Origin of the sequence: Pseudomonas sp. QD4 (genome assembly GCF_049199125.1) — a bacterium.
Lineage (GTDB): Bacteria > Pseudomonadota > Gammaproteobacteria > Pseudomonadales > Pseudomonadaceae > Aquipseudomonas.
This window is the reverse complement of the sequence record NZ_JBLZOM010000002.1, coordinates 1,026,234-1,040,762: the sequence shown is the minus strand read 5'-3', so window position 1 is coordinate 1,040,762 and position 14,529 is coordinate 1,026,234. Positions and strand designations below refer to the sequence as shown.

The window sequence follows — 14,529 nt, the reverse complement described above, 5'->3', positions numbered from 1 at the left end:
GGTTACAGACCCGCAGCCATGGCTTTATCGATCAGCCAGTTCATGGAAGGACCGCGATCGCTGCTGACTTCCACCGGACGCCCGGCGAAGGTGCTGCTCAGCGGGGCATCGGGTTTGATCTGGACCCGGATATCGGACGACAGGTCGGCGCTGTTGAGGCTGGTGCTGCTGACGATCTTGCCGGTGCGGGTGCTGTCTTCGCCGGCGATCTGGAAGCTCACCGGGGTGCCCGGGCGGACGTCGGCGAACTGGCGATAGGAGAAGCGCGCCTCGACATTGGCCTGGCTGTTGCGCGGCACCAATTGGAAGATCACGTCGCCTTTGCTGGCGTACTGGCCGTCAGCGACCATCTGCTGGGCCACGGTGCAGTCGCAGGGCGACGTCAGGGTGCCGGTCATCTGCTTGCCGAACAGCTCTTCGACCTTGGCCGGTTGCAGCTGATCTTCGTCCAGGTGGCCCTTGAGCACGTCGAGCATGCTGGTGCTGAAGGTGGCCAGCGGTGCGCCTTTGGCAGCGACGCCGTCGGCCTGCACCAGGCTTTGCACGGTACCGTCGCGAGGCATGGTCACGTTCATCCCCGGAACGTTGACCAGGCCAGCCTGGGCGTGGCTGACGAAGTACATGCCGTACACCGACTTGAGGATGAAGCCGAAGGCGGCCAGGCCGACGATGAAGATCCCGGCGCTGAAGGTCACGGCCCGCAGGCGGCCGAAGGCGGTCATGCCGTGGCCGCCGTCCTTGACCTTGCGCGCCTTGGTGAAGTTGTCGCGTTGCAGGGTGGCGAGCACGTCGCCCATGGTCACGATATCGCCGGACAGGTGGGAGGTGATCAGGTGACGCAGGGTCGAAATGTCCTGCTGCTCCAGGTTCTGGAACTGGCAGCCGACGCGGCCGGTCTGGCGGTCGTGGGAGCGGATCTGCAACTCGACGTCCATGGCCAGGCCGAGGTTGTCGATGACGAATTGCAGACGGCCTTTATGCACCTCGCCGACGGTGAGCACCTGCTGCCCGGCGTTGAAGCTCAGGCCGCCCGCGGACAGGTCGTGGACCCGGACTTCCAGGGGCGTACGGTCGGTCCCGAAAAAGCGCAGCTTGGCCGGGATCTTGACCCGGGCATGTTGGCGTTGGGCTTCGGATTCATGCACTACGTTGACGTTCACGGCGGTGTTCATAAGGGCTATTTCCTAGTTAATTCAGGCAAGGCAGGTCAGACCATCAGCAGCAACACGGCGACGAACACGCTGCCGGCAGAGAAGGTCATGGTCCGAGACGACCAGGTGTTGAACCAACGTTGAAAGCTGGCGAGATCACGGGTCAGTTTGGTGTCCTGGCGGGTCCAGGACTGTTGGTCGAGGCGGAAGAACACGTAGATCTTCACCAGCGCACCGACGATCTGGTTGTAATAGAGAATCAACGGGTAAGCGGGGCCGATCCGGTGCCCGGAGCAGGACAGCAGCAGGGTCAGAATCAGGCGGGTGATGCCGATCCACAGCAGGTACGCGAGGATGAAGGCAAAGCCGTATTTGAAGCTGGCGATGATTGCCACGGTCAGGCCGAGCAGAGAGGTCCACATCGACACGCGCTGGTCGAACAGCACCACGCTGGTGAACAGCCCCAGGCGTTTCATCCCCAGGCCCAGGGCCCGGGAGTTCTGCCGCAGGTTATTGCCGTACCAGCGGAACATCAGTTTGCGGCTGGCCTTGATAAAGCTCTTTTCCGGCGGGTGCTCGACGGTGTTGATCGCGGCATCCGGCACGTAGAAGGTGTCGTAGCCCAGGCGCATCAGGCTGAACCAGCTGGACTTGTCGTCGCCGGTTAGGAACTTGAAGCGGCCCAGGCGCCAGTGTTGCAGCGAGTCGCTTTCGACGTCGGCGATGAAGTCCGGGTCGGTGACCACCGTGGCGCGGAATACCGACATGCGCCCGGTCATGGTCAGCACGCGCTTGGACAGGGCCATGGAGCACATGTTGATGTGACGCTGGGCGAAGCGCAGCTTGTGCCACTCGCTCATGATGTAGCCGCCACGTACTTCGCAGAACTCGTTGGTGGTCAGGCCGCCGACATTGCCGAACAGCTGGAACCAGGGCACGGTCTTGCGTACCACGCCTTCGGCCAGCACCGTGTCGCCGTCGATCACGGCCACCACGGCGCGGTCGTCCGGCAGGTGGCGGGAGATGGCGCGGAAGCCGAACGCCAGGCCGTCACGCTTGCCGGTGCCGGCGATGCGTACGAATTCGAGCTTGACGCGCTCCGGCGGGTTCATCTTGGCCCACAGGCTTTTCACCAGCAGCTCGTCGGACATTTCCACGAGGGAGCAGACCACGGTGGTGGGGAAGCCGCATTCGATGGCTTCACGGATCACCGAGCTGTAGACCTGGGCGGTGGTCAGGGCATCGATGCGAAAGCTGGTGACCATCAAAAACACATGGGATGGATCGGCGGCCTTACCCAGCTTGCGCACTTTGCGCCGCAGGTGCGGGTAGACCACGTACAGGAACAGCATGCCGCGCAGAAAGTGCGTGGCCCCCATCGAATAGCGCCAGATGCCTACGGCGCCAATCAGGAATATGAAATCCTTCGACTCGGCGTCAAAGGTCGAGGCGGGCAACGCCAGGGCGAGACCCATCAACAAACTGAGGTAGAACAGCCAACCGGCGGCTTGTAACAGGCTGTGCTTGAGCCATTGCATAATCAGCATCCTAAAATCAGTTGCAAGCTCCAAGCCGCAAGCTCCAAGCGCGGAGCCCTTGCTTACGGCTTGTAGCTTGAAGCTTGCCGCTGCTTTACCAGCAAATGCCTTCGGTACGGCCACTGACGCTGGTGGCCTTGGACATGAAGCCGACCAGGTCGATCACCTGTTTGCCGTGGGGGGCGGTTTCGGCCAGGGCGCGGAACTTCTCGTCGCGGTTACCGAGGATGATCACGTCGGAGTTGTCGATCACCGAGTCGAAGTCCGAGTTGAGCAGGGACGAGACGTGGGGGATCTTCGATTCGATGTAGTCCTTGTTCGCCCCGTGGACCCGGGCGTACTCGACGTTGCTGTCGTAGATGCTCAGGTCGTAGCCCTTGCCGATCAGCATTTCCGCCAGCTCCACCAGCGGGCTTTCTCGCAGATCGTCGGTGCCGGACTTGAAGCTCAGGCCCAGCAGCGCGACTTTGCGCTTGTCGTGGCTTTCGACGATGTCGAAGGCGTTCTGCACCTGGGATTCGTTGCTGCGCATCAGCGAGTTGAGCAGCGGCGCTTCCACGTCCAGAGAGCCGGCGCGGTAGGTCAGGGCGCGCACGTCTTTGGGCAGGCACGAGCCGCCGAAGGCAAAGCCCGGGCGCATGTAGTACTGGGACAGGTTGAGGGTCTTGTCCTGGCAGACCACGTCCATCACTTCACGGCCGTCGACGCCGACCGCCTTGGCGATGTTGCCAATCTCGTTGGCGAAGGTGACCTTGGTCGCGTGCCAGACGTTGCAGGTGTACTTGATCATCTCGGCCACCGCGATGTCCTTGCGGATGATCGGCGCGTCGAGCTCTTCGTACAGCGATTGCAGGACGTCGCCGGAAGCGGTGTCGAACTCGCCGATGACAGTCATCGGTGGCAGGTCGTAATCCTTGATCGCGGTGCTTTCACGCAGGAACTCGGGGTTGACCGCAACGCCGAAGTCGACGCCGGCTTTCTTGCCCGAGCAGTCTTCAAGGATCGGGATCACCACGTTGGCGACGGTGCCCGGCAATACGGTGCTGCGAACCACGATGGTGTGGCGGGTGGTCTTGTCACGCAGGACAAAACCAATCTCGCGGCACACGGCTTCGATGTAGTTCAGCTCCAGGTCGCCGTTCTTCTTGCTCGGCGTGCCGACGCAGATCATCGACAGGTCGGTATCGCGAATCGCCTCGGCGAAGTTGGTGGTGCCACGCAGGCGGCCGGTCTCGATGCCCTTGGCCAGAAGTTCGCCCAGGCCCGGTTCAACGATCGGCGATTTACCGGCGTTGATCATGTCGATCTTGTCTTTGGCAACATCGACGCCAATCACGTCATGGCCCCGTGCAGACAGGCAACCGGCACACACTGCACCGACGTAACCCAAACCAAATATGCTGATGCGCATCGCATTTACCTCTGTGTTATTCATGCCATTAAATGGCTGGAGTTAATGTTTGCCAGCTGTAGTTACGCACTCGGAAGTGCAGCGAACAGGCGCTGTAATGCCGTGGCGGGCAGACTAATTTCCGAGTGACTAAATAAATGCACTCAAGTTGTGCGCAACTTGGCCTTGTTGTAAGGGCTTGCCCTTGAATGTAGCCGGCCGTCCGTGGGAGGGCCTTTCCGAGCTTCGCTGCAGACCCTGTGGCAATGGCTGGAAGCCATGACGGGCGTGCGTTGGCGGCGCTTTCGGAAGCGCTGAATAGGGGCTATGCCTTGGCCTTGTAGGGGATAGTAATGATGCGTTATCTCCTGTCCTTAAAGGGTTAGTTCAAGTTTTAGACTGAACGGTCAAACTTTGAAGCTAACTTGCCTAGTGTTAGTTGCCTGCGTGTAAGTCATCTCTTACAGCGACGATGAGAATCGTTACCGGTGGTATGAGCGGTGGTTAAGGACATAGTTCCGACCCACTCATCCTGTTTTCTGAAATTTCTTGAAATACGGACAAAGATGGCACTGCTCTCATATTGATGGCACGTGCGGTTTGAACCTTTAGTTATGGGGAGTTGCAAGGCGGGGATACTTTTGTGCCACTACCGTTAAAAAAAACAAGTGCCACTACTGAAAAAAGTCACATCTGTCGAGTGAAAGAAAAGTTATAAATTCAGAACAAAGGCTATTCGCGTCAACTAAATGACGCGAAAAGATCGGGGAGTATGGGAAGGATGTAAAGTTGGCGCGCTGATTGTAGGACAACAGCGCGTCGAGACGTGCTTTATTCCGGGGCGTGGTCGCGCAGGAACACCAGATTTTCCGGTTTTGACTGTTCGGCGCTGTAGCGATAACCCTGCACATCGAATTGCTTGAGGGCGGCCGGGTCGTTGATGCGCTCTTCGATCACAAAACGGCTCATCATGCCGCGGGCTTTCTTGGCATAGAAGCTGATGATTTTGTACTGGCCGTTCTTCAGGTCCTTGAACTCGGTGTTGATGATGCGTGCATTCAGTGCACTGCGTTTCACCGCCGAAAAGTACTCGTTGGACGCCAGGTTGAGCAGCAGGTCATCCCCTTGCTCGGCCAGGGCTTCATTCAGCCATTCGCTGATGCGTGTGCCCCAGAAGGCGTACAGGTCCTTGCCACGGGCATTGGCCAGTTTGGTGCCCATCTCCAGCCGATAAGGCTGCATCAGGTCCAGGGGGCGCAGCAGGCCGTACAGGCCGGAAAGCATGCGCAAATGCTGCTGGGCGTAGTCGAACTGCGCTTCGCTGAGGGTCTGGGCATCCAGGCCGGTATACACGTCACCCTTGAAGGCCAACAGCGCCTGTTTGGCGTTGGCTGGGGTGAAGGCCGGGTTCCAGCTGCCGAAACGCGCGGCATTGAGGCCGCCGATCTTGTCGGAGACATGCATCAGTTCGCTGATCTGGGCCGGGCTCAGTTCGCGCAATTGCTCGATCAGCTCCTGGGAATGGTCCAGGTATTGCGGCTGGGTAAAGCGCTGGGTAACCGGTGGGGTCTCGAAATCGAGGGTCTTGGCGGGTGAAATCACCATCAGCATGAAGTCGTCTCCTGTAAGCGTCGGGGGATTCTAGGGGCTTGGGCGCCCGGACTCCACCTATGAAGGCGATAGGTGACGCAAGGTGGGGGTGCTGGGCGTTGTGGCGGTTGGCGCGGGAGCAAGTGCCCTCGCCACAGGGGAGGATCGGCTATAGTGCGGCGCGGGTTTTGTTCTGGAGGCGTTTGTTTTGCGTATCGCATTTGTTTTTTCGGCCTGGCTCATGAGCTTTGGCGCCCTGGCGGCGGCCAATGACGTGGCGACCCTGGATCGCAGCACCTGGCCGGAGAAGCTCAACAGCCCGACCCTGTTCGACGTCGCCTCGCGCGCCGAGATCCTGACCTTTGCCCGCACCCTGCTGGTCAGCGAAGCCTGGGACGAGGCCTCGCTCAAGCAGCGCCTGGGTCTGCGCATCATTAATAGGGAGGCGATCGATGCGTTGCGTCAGCGCCTCTGGCAGCGCCTGCTGAGCAATTACAACTATGCCCAGCAGAGCTGCGACCAGGACGCGTCTTTTTGCTTCCTGGTGGAAGACATGGACAGCCTGCGCGAGCAGGCCGGCAAGTTTCACCTGGGGGACGATTCCTTCTATATCCGCTGGGCCGAGCCGAGCCGGGCGTTTCATGAGCAATACCTGGACGAGCTGTTGCGCAAGGCTGCGCTGTTCCCGCAGACCAGCAGCGAGGTCGCCCGCTTTGGCGACTACGAGCGCAATGGCGACGAACTCAACGACCGCCTGTTTCTGCTGACGTTCGACAGCGCCGCCAACCTGGCCCCCGACAACACCCCGTGGTTGACCGACTACCTGCGCAAGTCGAACCTCAACGGCACCTTCTTCGTCCTTGGCAGCGATATTCAGAACCGCCTGAACCAGGCCTCGGTGGCCAGCCTGCAGTCGTTGTACTCGCGGCAGTGTGTTGGCGTGCAGGGCTGGGAGTACCGCTCCCACAGCCACTGGCAGGACTGGCAGTACTCGGTCCAGCGCAGCGCCGAGCTGGTGCGCAACAAGCTGCCGGAAAACTATGTGCCCCTGTTCCGCCCACCCTATGGTCAGCGCCGCGCCGACGCCCAGGCCTTCTTCAATGCCCAGGGGTTGCAGGTGGCGTTGTGGGATATCGACGCTCAGGACGGTCCGGGCAAGCTCAAGGCTGAAGAGAGCGGCCAGCGGGTCCTGACCCTGATGTTGTTATGGCGGCGCGGCGTGATCGCTTTCAACGCCAAACAAGACACGGTCAAGGCCGCTATGCCCTGGTTGCTGACACAAACCGCGCAAAGCGGGATTGGTTGGGAAGACTGCCAGGATGCCTTTCGCTGAAAGCCGTAAAAGCCCGCAAATGCTGGGTTTTTGGCTGGATAGGGGCGATTTTTGACGAGAAATGGTTGCAGGCGGACTTCCGACTTTAACGGTGGACGGGCAGCGCGCCAAGGGCTATTCGTCACCCTGAAAAATAAACTTCAAAAAAACGTCAAAGTGCTTTTTCCTGTCACAGGTTTTGGAGTATTACCAAAGTCAGACCGCCGAAACCTGCAACACAGGTGGCGTCTTCCAAGACTCCTTTTGTGTTCATGTCGCCCGAGCCCCCACGGACGAACTCGGTGGTCCTTTCGAGGCGCAGCACCGCCATGGTATTGCGTCGACTGGCTCCCACATAAGGTGACCGAGTATGGATGATCACGGACGCAGCCCTTCTTCCAACCAGCCAATCCTTTATGTACTCGATACCAATGTATTGATTCACGATCCAAACGCGCTGTTGAACTTCGAAGAGCACCACGTCGCCATCCCGATGATCGTTCTGGAGGAACTCGACAAGCTCAAGAGCGGCCATCACAGCGTTGCCGCGGAATGTCGGCAGGCGATTCGCCTGATCGACAAGACCCTAGGCGAAGCGACACCGGAAGATGTCGAACTGGGCGTGCCTATCCAGCGTGGCAAGAGCGGCCCCAAAGGCCTGTTGTCGATCCTGATGACCAAGCGCTCGGAGCCCAACAGCCTGCTGCCGGAAAACCTCAACGACAACATCATCATCAACCAGTTGATCGACCTGCACGCGCGCGAAAAGGACCTGCGCGTGGTGCTGGTGACCAAAGACATCAACATGCGCCTCAAGGCGCGCGCCTGCGGAATTGCGGCCGAGGACTACAGCACCGACCAACTGGTCGACGACGTGTCCCTGCTGCCCAACGGTTTCCACAACATGACCGGCTCGTTCTGGGACCGCGTGAGCAAAGTGGAAACCCGTCAGGACCATGGCCGTACCTGGCACCAGGTGCAGCTCATCGACAACCTGCCGGCGGTGCACATCAACGAATTCATCATCGACGAACAAGGGTTTGTCGGCTGGATCAAGGAAATCCGCGCTGACACCTTGCTGATCCTCGACCTGCATCAGGAGCCCCTGCTGCACCAGGAAGCCTGGGGCCTGAAACCGCGTGACATCTACCAGGGCCTGGCGCTGTATGCCTTGCTCGACCCGGACATCCACCTGGTCAACCTGTCGGGGGCCGCCGGTTCGGGTAAAACCATCCTGGCCCTGGCTGCCGCCATTGAGCAGACCATGGTCAGCAAGCGTTATCGGCGGATCATCGCTACCCGCAGCGTGCAGGGTCTGGACCAGGAAATCGGCTTCCTGCCCGGCACCGAAGCGGAAAAAATGGAGCCTTGGCTCGGCGCCATCACCGACAACCTCGAAGCCCTGCACATGGATGACGAAAACACCCATGGCAGCGTCGACTACATCCTGAGCAAGGTGCCGTTGCAGTTCAAATCCCTGAACTACATCCGGGGTCGCAGCTTCCAGCAAAGCCTGATCCTGATCGATGAGTGCCAGAACCTGACCCCGCACCAGATGAAAACCATCATCACCCGTGCCGGCGCAGGTTCCAAAGTGGTGTGCCTGGGCAACCTGGCGCAGATCGACACCCCTTACCTGTCCGCGACCAGCTCCGGGCTGACCTACCTCACCGAACGCTTCAAGGACTTCCCGAACGGCGTGCATATCACCCTGCAAGGGGTGCCACGCTCGATTCTCGCGGAATACGCCGAAACCCACCTGTAACCCACGCAGTTGTGAACGCGGGCGGCCCTTGGGTCGCCCGTTTTGTTTGCATCGCGCACCGGGCAACCGGGTATTCTGGGCGCCGATTCAGACCCGTGCCCTGGCCCCGGCCATGGCGTGCGCCCGCCCAGATGAGGCCAGGATGAGCACCCAGTTACTGCGTAACATCGACTTGAACCTGCTGGTGGTGCTCGACGCCCTGCTCACGGAGAAACACGTGACCCGCACCGGCGAGCGCCTGCACCTGAGCCAGCCGGCCATCAGCCACTCCCTGGGCAAGCTGCGCACCCTGCTGGACGATCCGCTGCTGATCCGCGACGGCAATGAGGTGGTGCTCAGCGTGCTGGCGCAGAACCTGCGGGCGCCGCTCAAGGAGATCCTGCGCCAGGTCGAGACCCTGCTCGGCAAGACCCTGGACTTCGATCCGGCCAGCTCCGAGCGCACCTTTGAGCTGGCGATGTCCGACTACGGGGCGGCGCTCATCCTCCCGGGTTTGCTGGTGCGCCTGCGTCGCGAGGCGCCGAATATCAGCCTCAACGTGACCCAGGGCAGCCGCCACGAGATGTTCGAACAAGTGAGCCGGGGCAAGATCGACTTGGCCCTGGGGGTGTTTCCCAGCCTGGGGCCGGATATCGCCATGCAGGTGCTGTTCGAGGAAACATTTTCCTGCCTGGTGGACCGGCAAACGTTGCCCGCCAGCGGCGTGCTGGATCTGCCCGAGTACCTGGCCCGGCCCCATTTGCAGGTGTCGATAGATGCCAGCCTCAACGGTGAAGTCGACAGCCAGTTGCGCGCCCGTGGGTTGCAGCGACGCGTGGTGGTCAGCGTGCCCCACTGGCGGATCGCGCCGCAGATGATCCTGGGCACTGACCTGATCCTGACGGTCGCCACCCGCACCCTGGATCAAGCCGCAAACGACCCGCTGCTGCTGTGCCTGCCGCCCCCCCTGGCGATTGCACCATTCCCTTTTGTGCACATCTGGCATCAGCGCTTCAGCGATGATCCGGCCCATGCCTGGTTGCGTCGGCAGGTCAGCGAGGTGGCGGCCGCCCCCAGGGTTTAACCGCGGGTGGTGATGACAAAACCGCCGACTACCACCAGTACCCCGACCAGCTTTTGCAGGCTGATGTCCTTGCGCGGCAAGCCCACCAGGCCGAAATAGTCGATGATCAGCGAGATCACCAACTGGCCGATGATCACCGCCATGATGAAGTTCAGTGCCCCCAGGCGTGGGGCCATCAGCAGGGCGATGGTGATGTAGAGCACGCCGGCGATCCCACCCATCCAGATCCACCAGGGGGCGCCTGACAAGGCGCTGAGGTTGGGCTTGGGCACTTTGATCACCAGCAGCACGACCATCAGCGCCAGCAGGCTGACCAGCAGCGAAACCCCGGTGGCCCACAGTGGGTGGCCCAGGAGCGTCCCCAGTCGGGCGTTGGTCCCGGCCTGGAGGGGGACGGCGAACCCGGCAAGCAGGCTGAGAAGGATTGGAACGAGCAATGTCATGCAATGAACTCCTGTGTTTTCGACCTTGTACGGTGATTCGCCGACCCCGGCCAATTCGTTGTTCTGATGCCGTGCATTCCCCAGGCTGATGGCCCTTGGGCGGGCCAGACGCTTGCTTGGGAAAGGGCGCTAAGGCGCGTGCGAAAAATTGACCCAGGGGTTTACAATCGCCGCTCCTGATCAGGAGTAAGGCTGTGCTGACTCATCTCGATTCCCAAGGTCGCGCCAATATGGTCGACGTTACCGAAAAAGCCGTGACCTCCCGTGAAGCCGTGGCCGAAGCGCGGGTGCGCATGCTCCCGCAAACCCTGGACATGATCGTCAGCGGCGGCCACCCCAAGGGGGATGTGTTTGCCGTGGCCCGAATCGCCGGGATCCAGGCGGCGAAGAAAACCAGTGATCTGATCCCGCTGTGTCATCCGTTGATGCTCACCAGCGTCAAGGTCGAGCTCACTGCCGAAGGCGACGACACCGTGCACATCGTCGCCCGCTGCAAGCTTGCCGGGCAGACCGGGGTCGAGATGGAAGCCCTGACCGCCGCCAGCATCGCCGCCTTGACGATCTACGACATGTGCAAGGCCGTAGACCGAGGCATGACCATCGAAAGCGTGCGCCTGCTGGAAAAACTCGGCGGCAAGAGCGGCCATTACCAGGCGCCAACGCCATGAAGCTGAACGTGAAGTTTTTCGCCCGTTACCGCGAAGCGCTGGGGATGGATGGCTTGCTGCTGGAGGGTGAGTTCGCCACGGTGGAGGAGGTGCGGCGCTTGCTGGTGGAGCGTCATGGCGCCGAGGTCCTGGCCGAGCAAAACCTGATGTGTGCGCGCAACGAGGAGCTGTGCCAGCTTGACGAGCCCCTCAGCGATGGCGATGAAGTGGCATTCTTTCCAACCGTGACCGGGGGCTGAGATGGCGATTCGCGTGCAGTCCGCCGCCTTTGACCCGGGCGCTGAGGTCAATGCGCTGCATGCCGCCAACGTCGGCGTCGGCGCGGTGGTCAGCTTTATCGGCTATGTGCGCGACTTCAATGACGGCCTGGAAGTGGCGGGGATGTTTCTCGAGCATTACCCGGGCATGACCGAAAAGGCTCTGGCCAAAATTGTCGCTGAAGCCGAGCAGCGTTGGCCGCTACTCAAGCTGGAGGTGCTGCACCGCATCGGCGAGTTGTTGCCTGGCGAGCCGATCGTGTTCGTCGGCGTCGCCAGTGCCCATCGCCAGGCGGCGTTCGAGGCCTGCGCGTTTGTCATGGACTACCTGAAAACCCGCGCGCCGTTCTGGAAGAAAGAAAACACCCGCGACGGGCCGCGCTGGGTGCAAGGGCGCGACAGCGATCACGCGGCGGCGGATCGCTGGAAGCCCTGATCCTCAGATAAGCGTTAATCCCTTCCCCCGTGGCGCCGGCTTGCCGGCGCCTGCGTCATTCCTGGCTTGCTGAACATTCCCTGCGCTTGATGGCGCGGCGCAACTGCGCGCGCTCCATTGACGATAAATACATAAAAGTCCAGTATGGAATTATAAGTACAAAATAGCGGTTCCCCCTGCGTTGCTCTTTTCTTCTGTCTTGCCAAACCTACAACAACCCCGCGAGAGAACGATCATGAAGAAACTCCCCCTTATCAGTGGCCTGGTGCTGAGCTTGCTGGCGTGCAGCAGTCTGTTCGCCGCCGACAAAACCCTGCGCATCGGCATCGAAGCCGCCTACCCACCGTTCGCTTTCAAGACCTCCGAAGGCAAGATCGAAGGCTTCGACTACGACATCGGCAATGCGCTGTGCGCGCAGATGCAGGTCAAGTGCGAGTGGATCGAGGGTGAGTTCGACGGCCTGATTCCCTCGCTGAAAGTGAAGAAAATCGACTTCGCGCTGTCGTCCATGACCATCACCGAGGAGCGCAAGAAGTCGGTGGATTTCACCCACAAGTACTACTTCACGTCCTCGCGCCTGGTGATGAAGCAGGGCGCAGTGGTGGATGACCAGTACGCCAGCCTCAAGGGCAAGACCGTTGGCGTGCAGCGGGCCACCACCACCGACCGCTACGCCACCGAGGTGTTCGAGCCCAAGGGCATCAAGGTCATGCGCTACAGCAACAATGAAGAGCTCTACATGGACCTGGCGTCCGGTCGCCTGGACGCGGTGTTTGCCGACACCATCCCCTTGAGCGATTTCCTGGCGATGCCGCGCGGCGCGGGTTATGCCTTTGTCGGCCCCGAGCTCAAGGACCCGAAATACGTCGGCGAAGGCGCCGGGATCGCGGTGCGCAAGGGCAACACTGAGCTGGTTGGCGAGCTGAACAAGGCCATCGACGGTATCCGCGCCAACGGCGAATACCAGAAGATCCAGGCCAAGTACTTCAAGTCGGACATCTACGGCGATTGATCGGCGACGTCACCCGGCTCCTTGAGCGGAGCCCGGGTGACACAGGTTCAGCCTTTCAATTCCTTGAGGTGCTTGTACACCGTGGCGCGGCCCATGCTCAGCACGTTGGCCACGTAGTTGGAGGCGCTTTTGCCCTTGAAGGCGCCCTCGGCGTGCAACGCCAGCACCAGCTCCCGCTTGTGCTCGCGGGTCAGCAGGTTCAGCCCCAGCTGGCGTTCGCGCAGCCAGTTGTGGAGGAAGGTGTTGATCCGTTCCTGCCAGTCATCGCGAAACAGCGAGTCGGGCTGCGGGATCAGTTTGTTCGGCGAGAGAAACAGGTCCAGCGCCGCCTTGGCGTTTTCAAACAGGGAAATATTCAGGTTGATGCACAGCACGGCCAACGGATGGCCCTGGCTGTCGCGCAGCACACTGCTCAGGCTGCGAATCTTCTGACCATCCCAATTGAGTTTTTCGTACGGCCCAATATTACGTTCGCTGACCTCCTCGCTGAGCATGTCCTCCAGCGCGGCGTCGTCGCCCACTTCACGCTTGGAAATGTTGTTGGCGATGTAGTCGATCTTTTGCGTGCGCAGGTCGTGGATCACCACCTCGGCATGGGGGAAAAACAGCGTGGCGATGGCATCGGCGATCGCCCGGAAGTTGTCCAGGGCAGGGTCCTGCACAGGTGTGGTCATGGGTCGTACTCCAGGCGGTGTCAGCGCCCTGGCATCCAGGGCGCTGGGAGTTTGCCGCAATCCCAGGGGCGCGTCACCTGAGCCAGGCTTCAGCCCAGGCGTGCAGGGGAGAGCATGGCGGCCTCCAGGCCAAAGCGGGTCAGTGGTTCGGGCAGGGGCAGGCCACGTACCAGTGCGGCGCTGGCCTGGCCCATGGCCGGTGAGGTCTGGATGCCGTAACCGCCCTGGCCGGCGACCCAGAACAGCCCCGCAACCTTTGGGTCGAACCCCGAGAGCAGGTCACCGTCACTGACGAAACTGCGCAAGCCGGCCCAGGTGCGGATCGGGCGGCGGATGCTCAAGGTGGTGGCTTCTTCGATCTGGTAGATGCCCATGGCGATATCGAGTTCTTCGGGCTGCACGTCATGGGGTTCGACGGGGTCGGCGTTGGCCGGCGAGCCGAGGAACATCCCGGCATCGGGCTTCATGTAGAACGACTCATCCAGGCTCACCAGCATCGGCCAATGGTGGATATCCAGGCCTTCGGGTGCGGCGAAGATAAAGGCTGCGCGGCGCTTGGGTTGCAGCCCTAGGCGCCGGGCGCCGGCCATGGCGCCGATCTGGTCGGCCCAGGCGCCGGCGGCGTTGATGATGATGGGCGCGCTGAAGGTCTGGTTGGCGGTCGTCACGTGCCACAGTCCCTGGGCGTCACGCGCCAGGGACAGCACTTCGCAGTCGGTATGCAGCTCACCCTGGTTGCGCCGAATACCGCGCAGATAGCCCTGGTGCAGGGCGTCGGTGTCGATATCGCTGGCGCTGGGGTCATACAGCGCGCCGTGGACTTTTTCCCGGCGCAGGATCGGCAGGCGCGCGCAGGCCTGGTCGGCGCTGAGCAGTTGCATCTCCGGCACCGAGGCCTTGGCGCTCAGGTACTGATTGTTCAACTCTTGCGGGTCGCCGTTGAAGTCCACGGTCATCTCCCCGCGCGGCGTCAGCAGCGGGTGTTCGCAGAAACCGGCGGGCGGCGCGTCGAAGAACGCGCGGCTGGCCAGGGTCAGGGCCCGCACCTGGGCGGTGCCATAGGCCGCGGTATACAGGGCCGCCGAGCGCCCAGTGGAGTGGTAGGCCGGGTGCGACTCGCGCTCGAGCACCACGACCCGGCCATGGCCTGACAGCCAGTAGCCGGTGGATGCCCCGGCGATGCCGCCGCCAATGATGATGAAGTCTGCCTGAGGCATGGGTGTCTCCGGA

At 61.4% G+C, this 14,529-nt stretch carries 14 protein-coding genes; 7 read left to right on the top strand and 7 right to left on the bottom strand.

Annotated features, from left to right (window positions below):
• Window positions 1-2: 2 nt before the first annotated feature.
• The 4 genes from ACOZJV_RS15730 to yaaA all read right to left on the bottom strand — a co-directional run bounded on the left by ACOZJV_RS15730 (window position 3) and on the right by yaaA (window position 5,690).
• Window positions 3-1,172, bottom strand: a complete 1,170-nt coding sequence (locus ACOZJV_RS15730; RefSeq protein ID WP_078469918.1) for an alginate biosynthesis protein Alg44 — start codon at window positions 1,170-1,172, stop codon at window positions 3-5.
• A gap of 35 nt (window positions 1,173-1,207) precedes the next feature.
• Entirely contained in the window at window positions 1,208-2,689 is a 1,482-nt protein-coding gene (gene alg8, locus ACOZJV_RS15725) for a mannuronan synthase (protein WP_421548004.1), read from the bottom strand.
• 94 nt (window positions 2,690-2,783) lie between these two features.
• Window positions 2,784-4,100, bottom strand: a complete 1,317-nt coding sequence (locus ACOZJV_RS15720; protein ID WP_201129560.1) for a nucleotide sugar dehydrogenase — start codon at window positions 4,098-4,100, stop codon at window positions 2,784-2,786.
• Between the two features lie 810 nt (window positions 4,101-4,910).
• A complete protein-coding gene (gene yaaA, locus ACOZJV_RS15715) occupies window positions 4,911-5,690 on the bottom strand; it encodes a peroxide stress protein YaaA (RefSeq protein ID WP_078469921.1) in 780 nt (259 codons plus the stop codon).
• Window positions 5,691-5,877: 187 nt separating this feature from the next.
• Here yaaA and ACOZJV_RS15710 point away from each other — a divergent pair, with 187 nt between their 5' ends.
• From ACOZJV_RS15710 to ACOZJV_RS15700, 3 genes are all read left to right on the top strand, one after another.
• Window positions 5,878-7,002: a polysaccharide deacetylase family protein gene (locus tag ACOZJV_RS15710; protein ID WP_078469922.1), complete on the top strand. Its 1,125-nt coding sequence runs from the start codon at window positions 5,878-5,880 to the stop codon at window positions 7,000-7,002.
• 349 nt (window positions 7,003-7,351) lie between these two features.
• Entirely contained in the window at window positions 7,352-8,746 is a 1,395-nt protein-coding gene (locus ACOZJV_RS15705) for a PhoH family protein (protein ID WP_078469923.1), read from the top strand.
• Window positions 8,747-8,888: 142 nt separating this feature from the next.
• Window positions 8,889-9,809, top strand: a complete 921-nt coding sequence (locus ACOZJV_RS15700; protein ID WP_078469924.1) for a LysR substrate-binding domain-containing protein — start codon at window positions 8,889-8,891, stop codon at window positions 9,807-9,809.
• On the opposite strand, the gene ACOZJV_RS15695 is transcribed toward ACOZJV_RS15700, so the two are convergent.
• Window positions 9,806-10,252 carry a DMT family transporter gene (locus ACOZJV_RS15695; RefSeq protein ID WP_421548003.1) on the bottom strand — a complete coding sequence of 149 codons (447 nt, stop codon included), beginning with the start codon at window positions 10,250-10,252 and terminating at the stop codon, window positions 9,806-9,808. The genes ACOZJV_RS15700 and ACOZJV_RS15695 overlap by 4 nt on opposite strands.
• Before the next feature lie 194 nt (window positions 10,253-10,446).
• On the opposite strand from ACOZJV_RS15695, the gene moaC reads away from it, so the two are divergent.
• From moaC to ACOZJV_RS15675, 4 genes are all read left to right on the top strand, one after another.
• Window positions 10,447-10,920, top strand: coding sequence for a cyclic pyranopterin monophosphate synthase MoaC (gene moaC / locus ACOZJV_RS15690; protein WP_201129565.1), 474 nt, complete (start codon window positions 10,447-10,449; stop codon window positions 10,918-10,920).
• Entirely contained in the window at window positions 10,917-11,159 is a 243-nt protein-coding gene (moaD, locus tag ACOZJV_RS15685) for a molybdopterin converting factor subunit 1 (RefSeq protein WP_078469927.1), read from the top strand. Before moaC ends, moaD begins: the two co-directional genes overlap by 4 nt.
• A gap of 1 nt (window position 11,160) precedes the next feature.
• A complete protein-coding gene (gene moaE, locus ACOZJV_RS15680; RefSeq protein WP_078469928.1) occupies window positions 11,161-11,613 on the top strand; it encodes a molybdopterin synthase catalytic subunit MoaE in 453 nt (150 codons plus the stop codon).
• A 235-nt stretch (window positions 11,614-11,848) separates the two neighbouring features.
• Window positions 11,849-12,625: an ABC transporter substrate-binding protein gene (locus tag ACOZJV_RS15675; RefSeq protein ID WP_421548002.1), complete on the top strand. Its 777-nt coding sequence runs from the start codon at window positions 11,849-11,851 to the stop codon at window positions 12,623-12,625.
• 47 nt (window positions 12,626-12,672) lie between these two features.
• Here ACOZJV_RS15675 and ACOZJV_RS15670 read toward each other — a convergent pair whose 3' ends face one another.
• Complete coding sequence (locus tag ACOZJV_RS15670; RefSeq protein WP_078469929.1) at window positions 12,673-13,299, bottom strand: helix-turn-helix transcriptional regulator; 627 nt, start codon at window positions 13,297-13,299, stop codon at window positions 12,673-12,675.
• A gap of 89 nt (window positions 13,300-13,388) precedes the next feature.
• Complete coding sequence (locus tag ACOZJV_RS15665) at window positions 13,389-14,516, bottom strand: NAD(P)/FAD-dependent oxidoreductase (RefSeq protein ID WP_421548001.1); 1,128 nt, start codon at window positions 14,514-14,516, stop codon at window positions 13,389-13,391.
• Window positions 14,517-14,529: the final 13 nt, after the last annotated feature.

Bases quoted from the DNA above. Each gene is read 5' to 3' on its own strand.
- ACOZJV_RS15730 (WP_078469918.1), bottom strand. From the start codon at position 1,172: ATGAACACCGCCGTGAACGTCAACGTAGTGCATGAATCCGAAGCCCAA.
- alg8 (WP_421548004.1), bottom strand. From the start codon at position 2,689: ATGCAATGGCTCAAGCACAGCCTGTTACAAGCCGCCGGTTGGCTGTTC.
- ACOZJV_RS15720 (WP_201129560.1), bottom strand. From the start codon at position 4,100: ATGCGCATCAGCATATTTGGTTTGGGTTACGTCGGTGCAGTGTGTGCC.
- yaaA (WP_078469921.1), bottom strand. From the start codon at position 5,690: ATGCTGATGGTGATTTCACCCGCCAAGACCCTCGATTTCGAGACCCCA.
- ACOZJV_RS15705 (WP_078469923.1), top strand. From the start codon at position 7,352: ATGGATGATCACGGACGCAGCCCTTCTTCCAACCAGCCAATCCTTTAT.
- ACOZJV_RS15700 (WP_078469924.1), top strand. From the start codon at position 8,889: ATGAGCACCCAGTTACTGCGTAACATCGACTTGAACCTGCTGGTGGTG.
- ACOZJV_RS15695 (WP_421548003.1), bottom strand. From the start codon at position 10,252: ATGACATTGCTCGTTCCAATCCTTCTCAGCCTGCTTGCCGGGTTCGCC.
- moaD (WP_078469927.1), top strand. From the start codon at position 10,917: ATGAAGCTGAACGTGAAGTTTTTCGCCCGTTACCGCGAAGCGCTGGGG.
- moaE (WP_078469928.1), top strand. From the start codon at position 11,161: ATGGCGATTCGCGTGCAGTCCGCCGCCTTTGACCCGGGCGCTGAGGTC.
- ACOZJV_RS15675 (WP_421548002.1), top strand. From the start codon at position 11,849: ATGAAGAAACTCCCCCTTATCAGTGGCCTGGTGCTGAGCTTGCTGGCG.
- ACOZJV_RS15670 (WP_078469929.1), bottom strand. From the start codon at position 13,299: ATGACCACACCTGTGCAGGACCCTGCCCTGGACAACTTCCGGGCGATC.
- ACOZJV_RS15665 (WP_421548001.1), bottom strand. From the start codon at position 14,516: ATGCCTCAGGCAGACTTCATCATCATTGGCGGCGGCATCGCCGGGGCA.